This is a genomic window from Microbacterium sp. LWH10-1.2, from assembly GCF_038397765.1.
Classification (GTDB): domain Bacteria; phylum Actinomycetota; class Actinomycetes; order Actinomycetales; family Microbacteriaceae; genus Microbacterium; species Microbacterium natoriense.
Map to the genome: position 1 here is coordinate 3,379,301 of NZ_CP151638.1, position 15,462 is coordinate 3,394,762.

Below are 15,462 nucleotides of genomic sequence, written 5' to 3' on the forward strand. Positions count from 1 at the left end.
GCGAGTCGGGTGACGCCCTTGTCGATGAAAACCTAGACGGCTAAGGTTTCTAGCACAAGAGGCGTCGCGAAGTGTGTCGATCCGGTCGATGCACTCCCTCTGCCGACCGCCGGGATAGGCGCGACGACCCGCAGAGCGCGCGGGTTCAGCGCCGCGACGGCCGCCCTGTACGTGCGGGCTGCGCAGCGTCGAACAGCTCCGGATGCTGCGTTCGCACCGCATCGAGATCGGCGAAGACAAAGCGGAGGTGCTCGCGCAGCGCATCGGCCGCGGCATCCGCATCGCCCGCGGCGAGCGCCTCGACGACCCGCTCGTGGTCGTCGACGTAGTCCTGCACGGTGCGCGTGGCGCTCATGCCGACGTACCGCGCACGGTCGAGGTGCCCCTTGGCTGCGCTGACCGCGGCCCAGGCGTTGGCGTGACCGGCGAGTCCGAGCAGCGCGCGGTGGAACTCCTCGTCGAGCGGGTAGAACGCGTCACGGTCGGATGCCGCCCGCTGCCGCGCGATGATGTCGCGCAGCATCCGCTCCTCGTGATCCGACGGCGTCGCGCACGCCGCGAGGGAGGCGAGCTCGATGGCCTCGCGGATGAACTGCGCCTCGCGCACGCGGTCGGGGTCGATGCGCGTGACGTAGGTGCCGCTCTGCGGGCGCACCTCGACGAGCCCCTCCTGCGCGATGAGCAGCAGGGCCTCGCGCACGGGCTGGCGGCTGATGCCGAGCGCGGCGGCGAGCTCGTTCTCGGAGAGCAGGGCGCCGGGGGCGCTGTGTCCGGCGATGATGTCGTCGCGGATCCGGCCGTAGGCGAGGGCGCGGGCGGAGGGGCGCGCACTCGGCTCGGACTCGGGCATACCGTCACGATAGCTTGACGAAACTTGTATGGCAGTGATTTCATGAGAGTGCCATACAAGATGTGCGTGCGATGCCGCCGCACCGAGCCCGAGGAGCAACGATGTCCATCGACAAGGCCGAGGTGATCGTCACCAGCCCAGACCGCAACTTCGTCACCCTCAAGATCACGACGGCCGACGGGGTCTCCGGACTCGGCGACGCGACACTGAACGGCCGCGAGCTCGCCGTGGTCGCCTACCTCGCCGAGCACGTCGTGCCGTTGCTGATCGGCGCCGACGAGGACCGCATCGAAGACACCTGGCAGTTCCTCTACCGCAGCGCCTACTGGCGTCGCGGCCCCGTCACGATGGCCGCGATCGCCGCGGTCGACATGGCCCTGTGGGACATCAAGGGCAAGAAGGCGGGGATGCCCGTCTACCAGCTCCTCGGCGGAGCCAGCCGCACCGGACTCCTCGCCTACGGCCATGCCTCCGGCAAGGAGCTCCCCGAGCTGTTCGACTCCGTGCGCTCGCACCTCGACCAGGGGTACCGCGCCATCCGCATCCAGACCGGCGTCCCCGGGCTCAAGGCGATCTACGGCATCGCCTCCCAGGCGGCGGATGCCGGAGGCGGCGAGGCCCGCTACGACCACGAGCCCGCCCGCCGCGGCGCGAAGCCGGTCGAAGAGGACTGGGACACCCGCGCGTACCTGCACCACCTGCCCGGAGTGTTCGAGGCCGTGCGCAACGAGTTCGGCCCCGACATCCCCCTGCTGCACGACGGCCACCACCGGATGACGCCGATCCAGGCCGCGAAGCTGGGCAAGTCGCTCGAACCCTACGACCTGTTCTGGCTCGAGGACTGCACCCCCGCTGAAAACCAGGAGGCGCTGCGCCTCGTGCGCCAGCACACCACCACACCGCTCGCGATCGGCGAGATCTTCAACACGGTCTGGGACTTCAAAGACATCATCCGCGACCAGCTCATCGACTACGTCCGCGGAGCGGTCACCCACATGGGCGGCATCAGCCCGCTGAAGAAGACGCTCGACTACGCGGCGATGTACCAGATCAAGTCCGGGATGCACGGACCAACCGACATCTCCCCGGTCGGCATGGCCGCGGCGATGCACCTGGGGCTGTCGATCCACAACTTCGGCATCCAGGAGTACATGCAGCACGGCAGCCGCACCAACGAGGTGTTCCAGCAGTCGTTCACGTGGCGTGACGGCCTGCTGCACCCCGGCGACCGGCCAGGGCTCGGCATCGAGCTCGACGTCGACGAGGCGGGCAGGTACCCGTACGAGCGCGCGTACCTGCCCTACAACCGCCTGGCCGACGGGACCGTCCACGACTGGTGAGAGGCGCCTCCGTAGAATCACCGATTTCCGCGACGATCCGTTGTCAGGCCGGAACGACACTCCTAGGCTCCTTCCCGAAGCCGCACGGAGCGGCGCCGAAAGGGAGAGCGATGAAGAGGTGGGCGCGGACAACAGCGATCGCCGCGGCGATCACGATGGGGATCACGCTCGGCGGCCCCGTCGCAGCGCAGGCGGTGGAAGACGAGAGCGGGATCAGATACGACACGGTGTTCGCCTGGTCCTATCTGGGCATCAGCGGCAGCGGCGCCTTCATGTACACGAATCAGCTGGGCGGCGTCGTGCATGCATCCGACTACATCGGGGATTCGTTCTACGGAACGGAGCAGGAGCTCGCCGAAGAGATCGGACGCGCAGGCGGCGGCGGCTGAATCTCGTTCACACCGCGGCAGGGCCCTCTCGCCGCAACCGGCGCGACGGGTGCCGCACCGCGCGATAGCCCCGGCCTCACAATCCGTGCTCCTCCCTGCGCGCACACGGGAAGTAGGCTGAGCACACTATGGAGTGGTGGAACTACTGGTGGCTCATCTTCCCGCTGATGGGTGTCGCGGGGGCGGTTGCCAAGCGCTGGGAGTGGGCGGCACGCCGCCGTCATGAGCGCCGCCTCGAGACCATGAAGATGAAGGCCCAGCTGAAGACCGCCGAGATCGAGGCCCGCTCACTCACCCAGCAAGCGAAGCGCAAGGGCCCGACGATCGTCGACACCACGGCATCCGTCGCTCCGAATCACCTTCTCGAGCGGCTGTTCTCCGAGCACGACGAGATCACCGCCCGCTGGCTCGACTACGAGCTCGACGTCGCGAAGCTCATCGCCTTCCCCGCCATGAGCGACGGGCGTCAGCCGCTCGTCGCCGCGTTCCTCCGCGCGAAGAGGACGGCCGACGCCCTGCGCCCCGACTCGGCCGACGCGAACGTGTCGGAGAAGCAGGTGTCGGAGTACCTCGACGCGGTGGGTGCCTACGCCGTCGCCTTCGAGGTGGCCGAGAAGGATGCCAGGCGCCTGCGCGACTCCACCTTCACCGAACCGGAGCGCAAGCGTCTGGAACGCGCGCAGCAGCTGCTCAAGGTCGCCGTCGACGAGTCGGCCACGCAGGCCGAGCGCAACGTCGCCTACAAGCGCGTGCGCGACGAGCTCGACGGCCTCATCCTGCTCTCCGACGACGCGGTCGAAGTGCTGGAGAAGCAGGTCGCCAGGGCGCTGCCCTCCGCCCCGGATGCCGCGGCGCCGGCCCCACCGGCCGCGGAACCGCGGTCGCAGGAGCCCGAGCGGATCCCGGTGGCCGACCCGCTGCGTGCCGCCAACCCGCGGCGTTCTTCGCCGCCGCCGCAGCAGCACCGAGAGGACGCATGACCTCCTCCGATCCCACCGCCCCGGATGCCCGCCGCCGCACGATCGTCATCACCGGAGCATCCGACGGGATCGGCGCCGCCGCAGCCCGACAGCTCGCGTCGACGGGAAACCGCGTGCTGCTCGTCGGCCGCTCGGTCGAGAAGACCGCCGCGGTCGCGCGCGAGACCGCGGCCGAGCACTTCACCGCCGACTTCGCCCGACTCGATGACGTCCGCGCCCTCGCAGCGCAGATCGCGGAGGCGGTCGGCGATGACGGCATCGACGTGCTGGCGAACAACGCCGGCGGGATCTTCGGCGACCGGACGCCGACCGTCGACGGACACGAGAAGACCATCCAGGTGAACCACCTGGCGCCCTTCCTGCTGACGAACTTGCTGCTGCCGCAGCTGCGGAAGGCGGATGCCGCGATCATCAACACCTCGAGCGTCGGGCACCGCATCTTCGGGCACATCGACGTCGACGACCTCGACAACCGCAAGAAGTACCGTGCGAACAAAGCCTATGGCGACGCGAAGCTCGCGAACGTGCTGTTCACGAAGAGCCTGCACACGAAGTTCCACGCCGAGGGGCTGAGCGCGGTGGCGTTCCACCCGGGGATCGTGCGCACGAACTTCTCGGCCGGATCGTCGAGCGTCATGCGGCTCCTCTATCGCACGCCCGTGAAGCACCTCCTGACCATCAGCACCGACACGGGCGGCGAAACCCTGCGGTGGTTCATCGAGGGCACCCCCGGCGAGACCTGGCAGTCGGGCGCGTACTACGACGAACGCGTGCTGACCCTGCGCGTGAACCCCCAGGTTGAGGACGAGGCCCTCGCCGAGGCGCTGTGGCAGAAGAGCGCGGAGCTCACCGGTCTCGCGACCTGATCGCAGCGCCCGGCGATGCGGGGGCGGACCGAGTTGCCCGCCCCCGCATCCGTCGCCTCAGGCCTACAGGCTCGGCGCGCGGCGCGCGCCCGTCGCCTGCTCGTACGCGTAGGCGTAGGAGATGAGCGAGGCATCGCTCAGCCGGGTCCCGATGAAGGAGATCCCGAGCGGCAGGCCCGACTTCGTGAACCCGGTCGGCACCGTGATATGCGGATAGCCAGCGACCGATGTGTTGCGCGTGCTGCTCTGGAACGGCGGGTGCTCGCCACCCTCCAGCGGGAGCGCCGGCAGGTCGGAGAGGGTGATGATCGCGTCGAGGTCGTGTTCCCGCAACACGTCGTCCACGCTCTCCTGAGCCCACTCGGTCAGGCGCGCACGGTGTGCGCGGTATTCAGGATCATCGAGGTCTCCATCGGTCTCGTCCGCCATGAGGAGATAGTCCTGCTCGAGCGGGCGAGGAAGCTCGATGTCGGCGTTCTCCTGGTTGTAGGCGATCAGCTCCGTGAGATCGCGGGGATGATCGCCGGGTGTGGAGGCGAGGTACCCGTTGAGATCGTGCTTGAACTCGGTGAGGACGGCCGGAAGCAGGTCGGTCTGCAAGAGCGAGCCGATGTCGGCCAGGTCGGCACCTTCGACCACTTCCGCGCCCATACCGCGAATCACCTCGACGGACATGTCGAACGCGTCGTCCGCCTCGTCGTCCATGCCCTCGTGACCCTCCCTCCACACGCCGATGCGGGCACCACGGAGAGCGTTCTGCTCGAGCATCTCGTCGAGATCCTCAGGGAGTCCGCCGTCGACCGAGTCCCCGTCGGCGTCGTCGACGCCAGCGATCACCTGCAGCGTGATGGCCGCGTCGGTGACGGTGCGAGCAATCGGCCCGGGCGAGTCATGCTTGCTCGTGATGGGGATGACGCCCGAGCGGCTCACCGTCCCGAGCGTGGGCTTGATTCCGACCGTCGACGCGGATGCTGCGGGGCAGGTGATCGAGCCGTCGGTGTCGGTGCCGATCGTGACCGTGGCGAGCGCTGTGGCCGCAGCCACGGCCGCGCCGCTCGAGGAGCCGCAGGGGTTGCGCTCGAGGTCGTACGGATTCCGGGTCTGCCCGCCGATGGCGCTCCAGCCGGGAATCTGCCGCGAGGAGTAGAAGTTGGACCACTCGGACAGATTGGTCTTGCCGAGGATGATCGCCCCCGCGTCGCGCAGCTTCTGCACGAGGAACGCATCCTGCGCCGGCGTGGATCCGGAGAGTGCGGTCGACCCCGCCGTGGTCGTCTGCTCGTCGGCCGTGTCCATGTTCTCCTTCAGCAGCACGGGGATGCCGTCCAGCGGCCCGCGCGACTCGTCGGAGCGCCGGCGCTCATCACTCTCGCGAGCGAGGTCGAGCGCATCAGGGTTGGTCTGCACGATCGCATGGAGACGCGGATTCAGCTCCTCGATCCTGTCGAGGTAGGCCTGGGTCAGTCCTACGGCGTCGAGCTTGTCCTCGTCCATGGCGCGCTGGAGCTCGGGGATGGTCATCTCATCCAGGAACTTCGACATGTCCGTGCCGGGTTTCGGCACTTCCACGCTGACCGTGCATGCCGCCAGCGGCGCGGCCAGACAGGTGACCGCGATCAGGGCCACGGCCCCGCGCAGTCGATTTCGGTTCGACTTGTGCATTGTGCATCTCCTGTCACCGTGTCGGAATGACGACAGCGGGTACGAATCGTGCGGTGTGCTGTCCCGCTTCTCGGTGCGGGATGAGCGCCTGATCGGCGTCTTCTTCGACGGTAGATTCGCGGCGCGGCGGCGACGAGAGAGCCTGACACCACATGAGGGTGTAGCAGGCTGCACTGTTCAGACGGCGGTCGGCACGACCTCGCCGGCGAATCGGTCGCGATCGCCGACGTCGGTCAGAGACGCACGCACGCATGCGAATGCGAGGCATTCCAGGGAGTCGATCACCTTCGCGAGGCGAGTCGCCGACCCGAGCGCGATCGGCAATTCCGTGCACGCGGCCACCAGCACGTCGGCGCCGGCGGAGCGCAGACGCGATGCCGCGGATGCCACCAGGTCCTCCGCCAGAGAGAGTCGTCGACCGCTCTTCACGAACCCGATGGCCTCGTCGATCAGTCGGAATTGGTCGCGGTCCGAGGGGTACACGACCTGGAGGCCCCGGCGAGCCGCCGCCGCGTCGTAGAGCCCGGCCGCCCTGGTGCCTCGCGTGCCCAGGATGCCCACCCGTTCGGCATCCGTGCGGGCGATCCGATCCAGAGTCTCGCCGATCATGTCGATGCAGGCCAGCCCCGTGGCAGCGCGCACCTGGGGCAGGAAGGCATGGGCGGTGTTGCACGGGATCGCGAGGATCTCCGCCCCCGACTTCTCGAGTTTCCTGGCGACTGCCACCATCGCCGGGACCGGCGAGGCCCCGCCACCCACGATCGCCGCCGTACGGTCGGGAATCCGTGGATCGCTCCCGATCACCGTGGGGATGTGATTCTGATCGTGATCCGCCGGAGTAGCTCGGACCACGGCCTCATAGAAGCGGGCTGTGGCGAGCGGCCCCATCCCGCCGAGCACGCCGAGGACTCGAGGCTCCCGAAAGCGCGCAAGGGCGAGTGGCGTGGACACGCAACGATCGTCTCCCCCGGCGACGGCAGAGTGTCGGTGCAGCGGAACGAAATCCCGTGACCGTTTCGTCCGAGTGCGGCCGGCGCGACGAGGCCTGACGGCCCGCGCTACGGAACGCAGTGTCGGAGACCGTCACCGGGGATCCCCGCATCCGGAGCCTGAATCCAGGTTGGGGGAGTATGCTGTTCCGTTGGGTCACAAGACCCCCGAGTGCTCGAAAGGCGGTGATGGCGATGTCCGGTGATAGTCACGACGCCGCCTTCGCTGCGTCGCACTCGCCCGCGCGTTGAGCATCCGCTCCGCGTCTCGCAGGCCTGATCTTCCGCAGCCGTCGGCGGCGTCATCCGCACCCGATGGATTCTGCGCACCCGCTCCCTGAGCCGGCGTGCGCCTGCAAGAACGGAGCCGCACCATGGCGCTCATCGACAACGGCGTGTACGTCCACGGACGTCGCGTCGAGACCCCGAAGAACCTGGACGAGACCTACCGCATCCTCGACGCCCACGGGGGCATCGCGTGGATCGGCCTGTACCGGCCGAGCGCGCAGGAGGTGCACTCGGTCGCCCGCGAATTCGACCTGCATCCGCTGGCCGTCGAGGACGCGCTGTCCGGCCACCAGCGCTCCAAGGTCGAGCGCTACGGCGACACGCTGTTCGCGGTGCTGCGGCCCGCCCGCTACCGCGACGAGCAGGAGTCGATCGAGTTCGGCGAGCTGCACCTGTTCATCGGCCCCGACTTCGTCGTGACGATCCGCCACGCCGAGTCGCCGAACCTCGCCGCCGTCCGCCGCCGCATGGAGGCGCACCCCGACCTGCTCTCGATGGGACCGGAGGCGGTGCTCTACGCGATCCTCGACGAGGTCGTCGACGAGTACGAGCCGATCGTCGCCGGGCTGGAGAACGACATCGACGAGATCGAGGACGAGCTGTTCGGCGACAGCGACGACGACGCCCTCTCCCGCCGCATCTACCAGCTCTCCCGCGAGGTCATCGGCTTCCAGCGGGCGGTGCATCCGCTCGCCGGGATGCTGGAGTGGCTGCGCCGCGGATCCGACAAGTACCGCATCGACGAGGAGCTGCAGCGGTCGCTGCGCGACGTTCTCGACCACGTCATCCGCGTGAACGAGCGCGTGGACTCGTTCCGCGCGATCCTCGACAACGCGCTGACCGTGCACTCGGCGCTGGTGTCGCGGCGGCAGTCCGACGCGAGCCTCGCGCAGAATGACGAGATCAAGAAGATCTCCTCGTGGGCGGCGATCATCTTCGCCCCGACCCTCGTCGGCACCGTGTACGGCATGAACTTCGACGCCATGCCCGAGCTGCACTGGCAGTTCGGCTACCCCCTCGCCATCGGCGCCATGGCCGCGTTCGCGATCGGCCTCTACGGAGTCTTCAAGTACAAGCGCTGGCTCTGACCCGCGCGCGGGCCGGGTCTGCGTTCGCGCGTGGTCAGGCTCTGCGTCTGCGGCGAGATCCCGTGCACTCGCCGAGTGCACGGGATCTCTGCGTGAAAAGCCCGTGCACTCGGCAGGATGCCGTGCACTCAGCAGGTTGCCGGGTACGCGGCAGGACGCGGTGCGCTCACCGGGATGCCGCGCACTCAACAAGATGCGGGCGCTGTGTGCAGGGCGGGCGGGGCGTGTCAGCGGGAGGTCCGCAGGAGAGGGGTGAGGGCGGCGGCCACGGCGGTCAGCACGGCGGCGGCGATCAGGATGCCGTGCACCCCGGCTGCCGTGTACGCCGCCGCGGCGAGCGCGGGACCCGCGACCGCGCCGAGGTTGAGCGCCACCGTCGCATACGCCCCGCCGAGGACGGGAGCCCCCGACGCCTCGCGCACGATCCGCGAGATCAGGGCCGCCCCGACGGCGAACGACGCAAACCCTCCCGCGAAGGCGCCGACGTGCACCAGGATCGCCGACCCTGAGCTCAGAGCGAACAGCATCCACACCGCTGTGGCCGCGACGGTCCCCCCGACGATCCACGTGCGCTCCCTGCGAGCGGCCGCCCGCGCGGTCGCACTGACCCCGAGGAACGCGCCGACGCCGAACACCGCGAGCAGCAGAGGGATCCACGGCTCGGCGACCCCCGCCTCCGCGCCGACGACGCCCAGGAAGGTGAACACCCCGAAAGTCGCCGCATTGACGAGCACCGCGAGCGTGATCGGCACCACCACGCGTCGACGGCGCAGCTCTTCGAGCTCGGAGCGCACGCCGGGATGCGCGGCCGGCGCGACCGACTCCAGGGTGCGATCCCTGAGAAGGGCGATGACCGCGGGCACGCACAGCAGCACCACGCCCCAGAACGTCGAGCGCCAGCCGAATGCGGCGGCCAGCATCGCTCCGGCCGGCACGCCGACGATCGTCGCGAGCGTGGTGCCCGCGAGCAGCGTCGAGACGGCGCGGGTGGTCAGCGCGGGCGGCACGATCGCCCGCACAGTCGCGAGGGCGATCGCGAGGAACCCGGCGTTGGCCAGGGCCGCGACCACCCGGGTGAGCAGGAGCAGCCAGAACGTCGAGGCCACCGCCCCGACGACGTGCGCGGCGATGAACACCGCCAGCAGCAGCACGAGAGTGAGACGCGGCCGCCAGCGGGATCCGAACACGGCGACCAGTGGAGCGCCGACGACCATCCCGACCGCGAAGGCCGACGTCAGCAGCCCGGCGGTGGCAGGTTCGACGCCGAGGTCGGCGGAGAGCGGGAGGAGGAGTCCGGCGAGCATGAACTCGCTGGTGCCCTGGGCGAAGATCGCCAGGGCGAGGACAGGGATGAGGAACGGCATGAGGCATCCAGACAGGACGAAGCCATCCGCGCCGCACAGGACGGCGGACGGCGAGCGAGAAAGGGTCGACAGAGGATGCGGGGAGCGCACGACGTGCGCTCTCACCCGCAGGCTACGGTCTGTCTGACTCGGGACTCACGGCTCCACCCTAACGCGCAGACGGCGCCTGCCACCCGTGCGGCGCTAGGCTCGGAGCCGTGCCGAACGCAGAATCCCCCGCCTCCGCAGCATCCGATCTCCGCCGACTCACCGAGGCTCTCGCCGCAGAGACGCCGCTGAACTGGGTCATCACCGGAGACTCCATCACGCACGGACTCGTGCACACCCAGGGCGAGCGCAACTACGCCGAGCACCTGCACGAGCTGATCCGCGGCGAGCTCTCACGCACCCGCGACATCGTGATCAACTCGGCCATCAGCGGCCACCGCATCACCGACATCCTCGGCGACTGGGAGCGACGCATCTCGTCGTGGAAGCCCGACGTGGTCACCCTCATGATCGGCACGAACGACCTGGCGATCGGCGACGACGGGGTCGGGGTCGATCCTGCCGCGTTCGCCGCGTCGCTGCACGAGTTCGTCTCCCGCGCGAGGGAGCTGGGCGCGATCGTCGTGCTGCAGACCCCGCCGTCGATCGACGTGCCCAACGCCCCCGGACGGGAGAGGCTCGACGAGTTCGCCGACGCGGTCCGTGCGGTCGCCGCCGCCGACGACGTGATCCTCGTCGACCAGCTCGCCCGCTTCACCGCCCTCGGCAACGGCGGGGTCCCGTGGGGGCTCATGGGCGACCCGTTCCACCCCAACGCGGCCGGGCACGCGGCGCTCGCCCTCGAGCTCGCGAACGCTCTCGGCTTCAGCCCCGAGCCGCTGCGCAACCGCACCCTGCCGCTGCTCGCCGCCCGCGTCGCGATGGCGCGCCTCAACCCGTAGCCCCGGCCTCCCGCCGGGTTCAGCCCGCCGCCCGGGCTCGGGCCCGCCGCCGACCGGTTCACAACTCCTCACGGATGGGCCGGATCCCCGCGGATCCGGCCCATCCTGCCCTCGCACTCCGGATTCTTGAGGAGTTGTGAACCTCAGAGCGTCGAGAGGAGCTCCTTCATCTCGGCGATCTCGGCGCCCTGGGCGTCGACGATGCTCTGCGCGAGAGCCACCGCGTCGGGGTTCTGCCCGTCGGCGAGCTGCGACTCCGCCATGTCGATCGCGCCCTCGTGGTGCACGATCATCTGCTCCAGGAACAGCCGCGACGCCTCGGCGCCGGTCGCGTCCTCCAGCGCGGCGAGGTCGTCGGCGGTCATCATGCCGTCGCCGTGATCCATCTGTCCGCCGGACTCCGCGGACACACCCCAGTCGTCGAGCCACCCCCGCAGCTGCTCGATCTCAGGGGACTGCGCCGCCTTGATGCGCTCGGCGAGGTCGATGACGCGCGGGTCGACGCCCTCCTCGCCGAGCACGAGGTCGGACATCTCGACCGCCTGCTCGTGATGGACGATCATCATGGTCGCGAACATCGCATCGGCGTCGTTCGCGTCGGATGCCGACGACTCGGATGCCGGAGCATCGGATGCCGAGTGGTCCATGCCGGGCATGGAACCTCCCGATCCCGTGGGTGCGCAGCCGGCGAGCGCGATGCCGCCGGCGAGGAGGAGGGCGGCCGCAGCCGCAGTGCTGATCTTCATGTCTGTTCTCTCTGTCTGTGGTTCAGTCGATGCGCGCGACCGCGGGCGCGGTGCGCGTGATGCGGGAGCACCCGCGGTTCAGGTGCGACTGATGCAGAGGACGATCAGGGAAGGCGGTCGAGGGAACCCCGCGTCTGCGAAGACCTCTCGTGACGGGAGACAGGACAGTGCGGGATGCAGCCGTCGATGCGCGCGCGGCACGAGGAGCAGGAGCAGGCCGGCGAGGAGCGCGAGCACGCACGCGGCCCACATCCCGCCGCCCGCGTCGCAGTCGGCGCATCCCGACGAGCTGAGGAGAGCGCCCCCGGAGGAAGGTGCGGCGGCGAGCGCATCCGCAGAGACCGAGCCGTACTCGGCGTGCACCCCCACCGTCGGGCCGTGCGTCCCCACCGCCGCAACGTGCACCGGGGCATCGTGCGCCGCCCCTGCTGCCGGGCCGTGCGCCCCCACCGCCGCATGGACCGTGCCGTGCACGTCGAGCGCGTGCATGCCGAGAAGCCCGACGATGACGCCGGTGGCGAGCACGACGGCGAGCAGTGCGCTGCGCACCGCTCGCCGTCGTCTCATCCCTCGATGATACCCCTCTGGGGTATGCGGACTACTGCCTCGACCCGATCTCGTCGATCGGCCGGACGCGCATCGTCGTGATGGTCGCGACCCAGAGCGCGAGAAGCGCGAGCACCGACATCGATCCGATGATGATCCCGCTCATCCCCAGCGGCAGTGCGGGGATCGGACTCCCGCTCACCCCGATGCTCATGCCCATCAGCGGCGGGATCGCGACGGCGACCCCGAACACCGCGGCGATCACGGCGATCAGCACGGCCTCCGTGCGCATCATCGCCCGCACCTGCCGCCGCGACGAGCCGATCAGCTGCAGCAGCGCCAGCTCCCTCGACCTCTCGGCCGTGGCCATGACCAGGGTGTTGATGACCGCGATCGCGATGTACCCGAGGATCACGATCAGCGCCACGAGGTTCACCCAGCCCTGCTGCGACTGCGCATCGGCCCCCGCCGCCTTCTGCCCGCCGACCCCCTGAACCAGCAGTTCCGCGCTCTCGAGCGACGCCCGGACATCGGATGCCGCGCCGTCGGCCACCGCGACGAGCGCGAAGTCCGTGAGAGCGTCCGTCGTGTGCAGGCGCACGGCATCCGCCTCCATCGTGAGGTCGCCGAACCCGAGCCCCCGCTCGTAGGTCGCGACGACCACCGCCTCCAACGGCGTTCCGTCGCCGAACCGCCCCTTGACGGTGTCGCCGAGGTCGACCCCCAGCGTCTGCACCATGTCGGTGCTCACCGCGACGGCGTGCTCTCCGTCCAGTGCCTCCAGGCCCCCCGACTGCACGCGCAGATCGAGGGTGTCGGACACCGCGTCGGGGGCGATCCCCTGCAGCGTGTGCTCGCCGATCATCGGAGAGCCGTCGAGATCGCGGTAGTCGAGCGCCGCCATGCTCACCGTCACCGGGTTCACCTGGGTCACCCCCGGCACGTCGGAGACGACGCCGAGCGCACCCGTCGAGATCCCGGCCTGCGCGCTCACGCGCAGATCCGCGGTGACACCGGCCTCCGCCTGCGCCGCGGCCTCCGCCGCGACGATCGCCGGAGCGCCGACCTGCACGAGGCCGAGGCCGATCCCCAGCGCCAGGGGGAGGATGGCGCTCGCCATCCTCCGGCTGTTCGCGATGCTGTTCTCGGCCGCGAGGAACCCCGCGGCCGTCGTGCGCCGCAGCACCGCACCGAGCAGCCGCATCACGAGACCGACGAGCCAGGGCCCGAGAACGGCGAGCGCGATGATGAGCACCATCGCCGCTCCCGCTGCGGCGCCCCTGGCGTACTCGCCGCGTGCGACGAGCGGCACGGTCGACAGCGAGACCCCCGCCGCTGCGAGCACGATGCCCACGATGATCCGCGGCAAGCCGATGCTCCGGGCCCCGGTGGCCGACTCGCGCAGAGCCTCGACCGGGTCGAGCCGGGCCGGTCTCCGCGCGGCGATGGCCGCCGCACCCCAGGCGGAGCCGAGCACGAGCAGGAGCGCGCCGGCGGCGGGGATGGGACTGATCGCCAGCGCGAAGTCACCGGGGATCACCCCGCCCTGCACGAACGCCGTCTGCAGCGCCGTCGAGAGCAGGTAGCCGGGCAGGATGCCGAGCACCGCCGCGACCCCCGCGACCGAGAGCACCTCTCGTGCGATCAGGGAGTGCACCTGACGCGGGCTCGCTCCGACCGCGCGGAGCAGGGCGAAGTCGCGACGCCGCGCCTGCACCGACAGGGACAGCGTGCCCGCGACGATGAACAGCGCGACCAGGATGCAGGTGCCGACGAACGCGCTGCCGATCGCGATGAGCGTCATGCGCGCGGCGCCGGAGTCGAGGAACTCGATGTCGCCGCGTCCTGCTCCGGTCTGCGCGCTGAGCCCGGGGACGGCGGCTCTGATCGCCTCGGCGACCTCGTCGGGCGCCGCCCCCTCGGCCACGAAGACGCCGAGCACCTGCGCGGCGCCGCCGTGGGGATCGAGCTCGGCGATGCGGTCGTCGGAGAGATACGCGTGCTGTGCTCGGGTGGCGGCATCCGTCTCCGCGAGCACGCCGACGACGCGGTACTCCGCGCGCTCTCCGCCGTGGGCGATGAGGACGGTCACGCCGACATCGACGCCGGGACCGGCGACCATGACGACCTCGTCCTCGGCCTCAGGCGCCCGCCCGTCGCGCAGCGCGACGGCGGACAGCGCAGTCGCCGACCACGGGTGCGCCTCGACGACGAGGCCCGCAGCGTCGACGAGCGGCACCGTGACGTCGGCCACCATGCTCGCCACGCCGGGCACCGCGGCGACGGCATCCGCCGCCCCGTCGGGGAGCACCGCCCGCTCCGGAAGGGAGATCGGGAGGTCCCCCGACGGCGGCACCGGAACGCCGTCCGGCACCCCGGGCGGCGGCTCGGCGGGGGCGGTCGACTCGGCCTGCTGGGAGGCGCCGACGACCACGTCGACCTGCGTGTAGCGCTCAGGGGCGAGTCCACCGCGGATGCCGGACTCGACGAGCACGCCGAGGCCCGTGACGAGCATCGTCGCGACGAAGATGGCCACCGCCACTCCGACGAAGCCGCCGCGATGGAAGCGGACGTCTGCGCGCACGAGTCGCCCCATGCGCAGGGGCGCGGCGCCCATCACCACTCCCCGAGCGAGCTCATGCGCTCGGTGATCCGGGCGGGCGTGGCTCCGTCGAGGTGGCCGGCGAAGGCTCCATCGGCGAGGAAGATCACACGGTCGGCGTGCGAGGCGACGACGGGGTCGTGCGTGACCATCACCACGGTCTGCCCCAGGGACTTCGTCATGTGCGCGAGGAGGTCGAGCACCTGCGCACCCGCGCGCGAGTCGAGCGCTCCGGTCGGCTCGTCGCCGAAGAGCACGTGCGGACGCGTGATGAGCGCCCTGGCGATCGCCACACGCTGCTGCTGACCGCCGGAGAGCTCGGAGGGCCTCCGCCGCCGCTGCTCGACGAGTCCGACCGACTCCACCAGGAAGTCGAGCCATGCCCGATCGAGCGGGCGGCCGGCGAGGCGCAGCGGAAGCGTGATGTTGTCGTCGACGTCGAGCGCGGGCAGCAGGTTGTACGCCTGGAAGACGAAGCCGATGTGGTCGCGGCGGAACGCCGTCAGCGCGGCGGCGCGCATCCCGGAGATCTCGGTGCCGCCGAGCCGCACCGATCCGCTGGTCGGACGGTCGAGACCGGCGGCGCTGTGCAGCAGCGTGCTCTTGCCGGAGCCCGACGGCCCCATGATCGCGGTGAAAGTGCCCTGCCCGAGGACGAGGTCGATACCCCGCAGCGCGGTGACCTTGCCTGGTCCCGATCCGTAGGACTTGACGACGCCGTCGAGGCGGAGCGCCTCGGTCACGACTGCGGGGGCGGAGGCGGATGCCTGAAGTGGAGAAGTCATGCTTCGACGTTAGGAAGACCGCGCGCGGCATCCCATCC

14 protein-coding genes are annotated in these 15,462 nt (G+C 70.2%); 6 read left to right on the plus strand and 8 right to left on the minus strand.

The features are described from left to right. Positions 1-145 precede the first annotated feature (145 nt). Entirely contained in the window at positions 146-850 is a 705-nt protein-coding gene (locus MRBLWH10_RS15770; RefSeq protein ID WP_341940644.1) for a GntR family transcriptional regulator, read from the minus strand. 101 nt (positions 851-951) lie between these two features. On the opposite strand from MRBLWH10_RS15770, the gene manD reads away from it, so the two are divergent. The 4 genes from manD (at position 952) to MRBLWH10_RS15790 (ending at position 4,425) form a co-directional block, all read left to right on the plus strand. Next, positions 952-2,190: a D-mannonate dehydratase ManD gene (manD, locus tag MRBLWH10_RS15775; RefSeq protein WP_341940645.1), complete on the plus strand. Its 1,239-nt coding sequence runs from the start codon at positions 952-954 to the stop codon at positions 2,188-2,190. Between the two features lie 110 nt (positions 2,191-2,300). Then, positions 2,301-2,579, plus strand: a complete 279-nt coding sequence (locus MRBLWH10_RS15780; RefSeq protein WP_223587358.1) for a hypothetical protein — start codon at positions 2,301-2,303, stop codon at positions 2,577-2,579. A gap of 128 nt (positions 2,580-2,707) precedes the next feature. After that, positions 2,708-3,559, plus strand: a complete 852-nt coding sequence (locus tag MRBLWH10_RS15785) for a hypothetical protein (protein ID WP_341940646.1) — start codon at positions 2,708-2,710, stop codon at positions 3,557-3,559. After that, positions 3,556-4,425, plus strand: coding sequence for an SDR family NAD(P)-dependent oxidoreductase (locus tag MRBLWH10_RS15790; protein ID WP_341940647.1), 870 nt, complete (start codon positions 3,556-3,558; stop codon positions 4,423-4,425). Before MRBLWH10_RS15785 ends, MRBLWH10_RS15790 begins: the two co-directional genes overlap by 4 nt. Before the next feature lie 63 nt (positions 4,426-4,488). Here MRBLWH10_RS15790 and MRBLWH10_RS15795 read toward each other — a convergent pair whose 3' ends face one another. Continuing rightward, on the minus strand, positions 4,489-6,087 hold the full coding sequence (locus tag MRBLWH10_RS15795) for an amidase family protein (protein WP_341940648.1): 1,599 nt from the start codon (positions 6,085-6,087) through the stop codon (positions 4,489-4,491). A gap of 177 nt (positions 6,088-6,264) precedes the next feature. Continuing rightward, complete coding sequence (locus MRBLWH10_RS15800) at positions 6,265-7,038, minus strand: amino acid racemase (protein ID WP_341940649.1); 774 nt, start codon at positions 7,036-7,038, stop codon at positions 6,265-6,267. A 412-nt stretch (positions 7,039-7,450) separates the two neighbouring features. Here MRBLWH10_RS15800 and corA point away from each other — a divergent pair, with 412 nt between their 5' ends. After that, positions 7,451-8,452 carry a magnesium/cobalt transporter CorA gene (corA, locus tag MRBLWH10_RS15805; RefSeq protein ID WP_105677228.1) on the plus strand — a complete coding sequence of 334 codons (1,002 nt, stop codon included), beginning with the start codon at positions 7,451-7,453 and terminating at the stop codon, positions 8,450-8,452. 227 nt (positions 8,453-8,679) lie between these two features. Here corA and MRBLWH10_RS15810 read toward each other — a convergent pair whose 3' ends face one another. Next, the gene (locus MRBLWH10_RS15810; RefSeq protein ID WP_341940650.1) at positions 8,680-9,816 is read right to left on the minus strand and encodes an MFS transporter; all 1,137 of its coding nucleotides are present in this window, start codon (positions 9,814-9,816) and stop codon (positions 8,680-8,682) included. A gap of 197 nt (positions 9,817-10,013) precedes the next feature. Between MRBLWH10_RS15810 and MRBLWH10_RS15815 the strand changes: the two genes are divergently transcribed. Beyond that, positions 10,014-10,745 carry an SGNH/GDSL hydrolase family protein gene (locus tag MRBLWH10_RS15815; RefSeq protein ID WP_341940651.1) on the plus strand — a complete coding sequence of 244 codons (732 nt, stop codon included), beginning with the start codon at positions 10,014-10,016 and terminating at the stop codon, positions 10,743-10,745. Positions 10,746-10,888: 143 nt separating this feature from the next. Here the strand turns inward: MRBLWH10_RS15815 and MRBLWH10_RS15820 are convergent, their stop codons facing one another. The 4 genes from MRBLWH10_RS15820 to MRBLWH10_RS15835 form a co-directional block, all read right to left on the minus strand. Continuing rightward, positions 10,889-11,491: a DUF305 domain-containing protein gene (locus MRBLWH10_RS15820; protein WP_341940652.1), complete on the minus strand. Its 603-nt coding sequence runs from the start codon at positions 11,489-11,491 to the stop codon at positions 10,889-10,891. A 78-nt stretch (positions 11,492-11,569) separates the two neighbouring features. Continuing rightward, on the minus strand, positions 11,570-12,058 hold the full coding sequence (locus tag MRBLWH10_RS15825; RefSeq protein WP_341940653.1) for a hypothetical protein: 489 nt from the start codon (positions 12,056-12,058) through the stop codon (positions 11,570-11,572). A gap of 31 nt (positions 12,059-12,089) precedes the next feature. Continuing rightward, positions 12,090-14,654, minus strand: a complete 2,565-nt coding sequence (locus MRBLWH10_RS15830) for an FtsX-like permease family protein (protein ID WP_341940654.1) — start codon at positions 14,652-14,654, stop codon at positions 12,090-12,092. Beyond that, the gene (locus MRBLWH10_RS15835; RefSeq protein WP_341940655.1) at positions 14,654-15,424 is read right to left on the minus strand and encodes an ABC transporter ATP-binding protein; all 771 of its coding nucleotides are present in this window, start codon (positions 15,422-15,424) and stop codon (positions 14,654-14,656) included. Before MRBLWH10_RS15835 ends, MRBLWH10_RS15830 begins: the two co-directional genes overlap by 1 nt. Positions 15,425-15,462 lie beyond the last annotated feature (38 nt).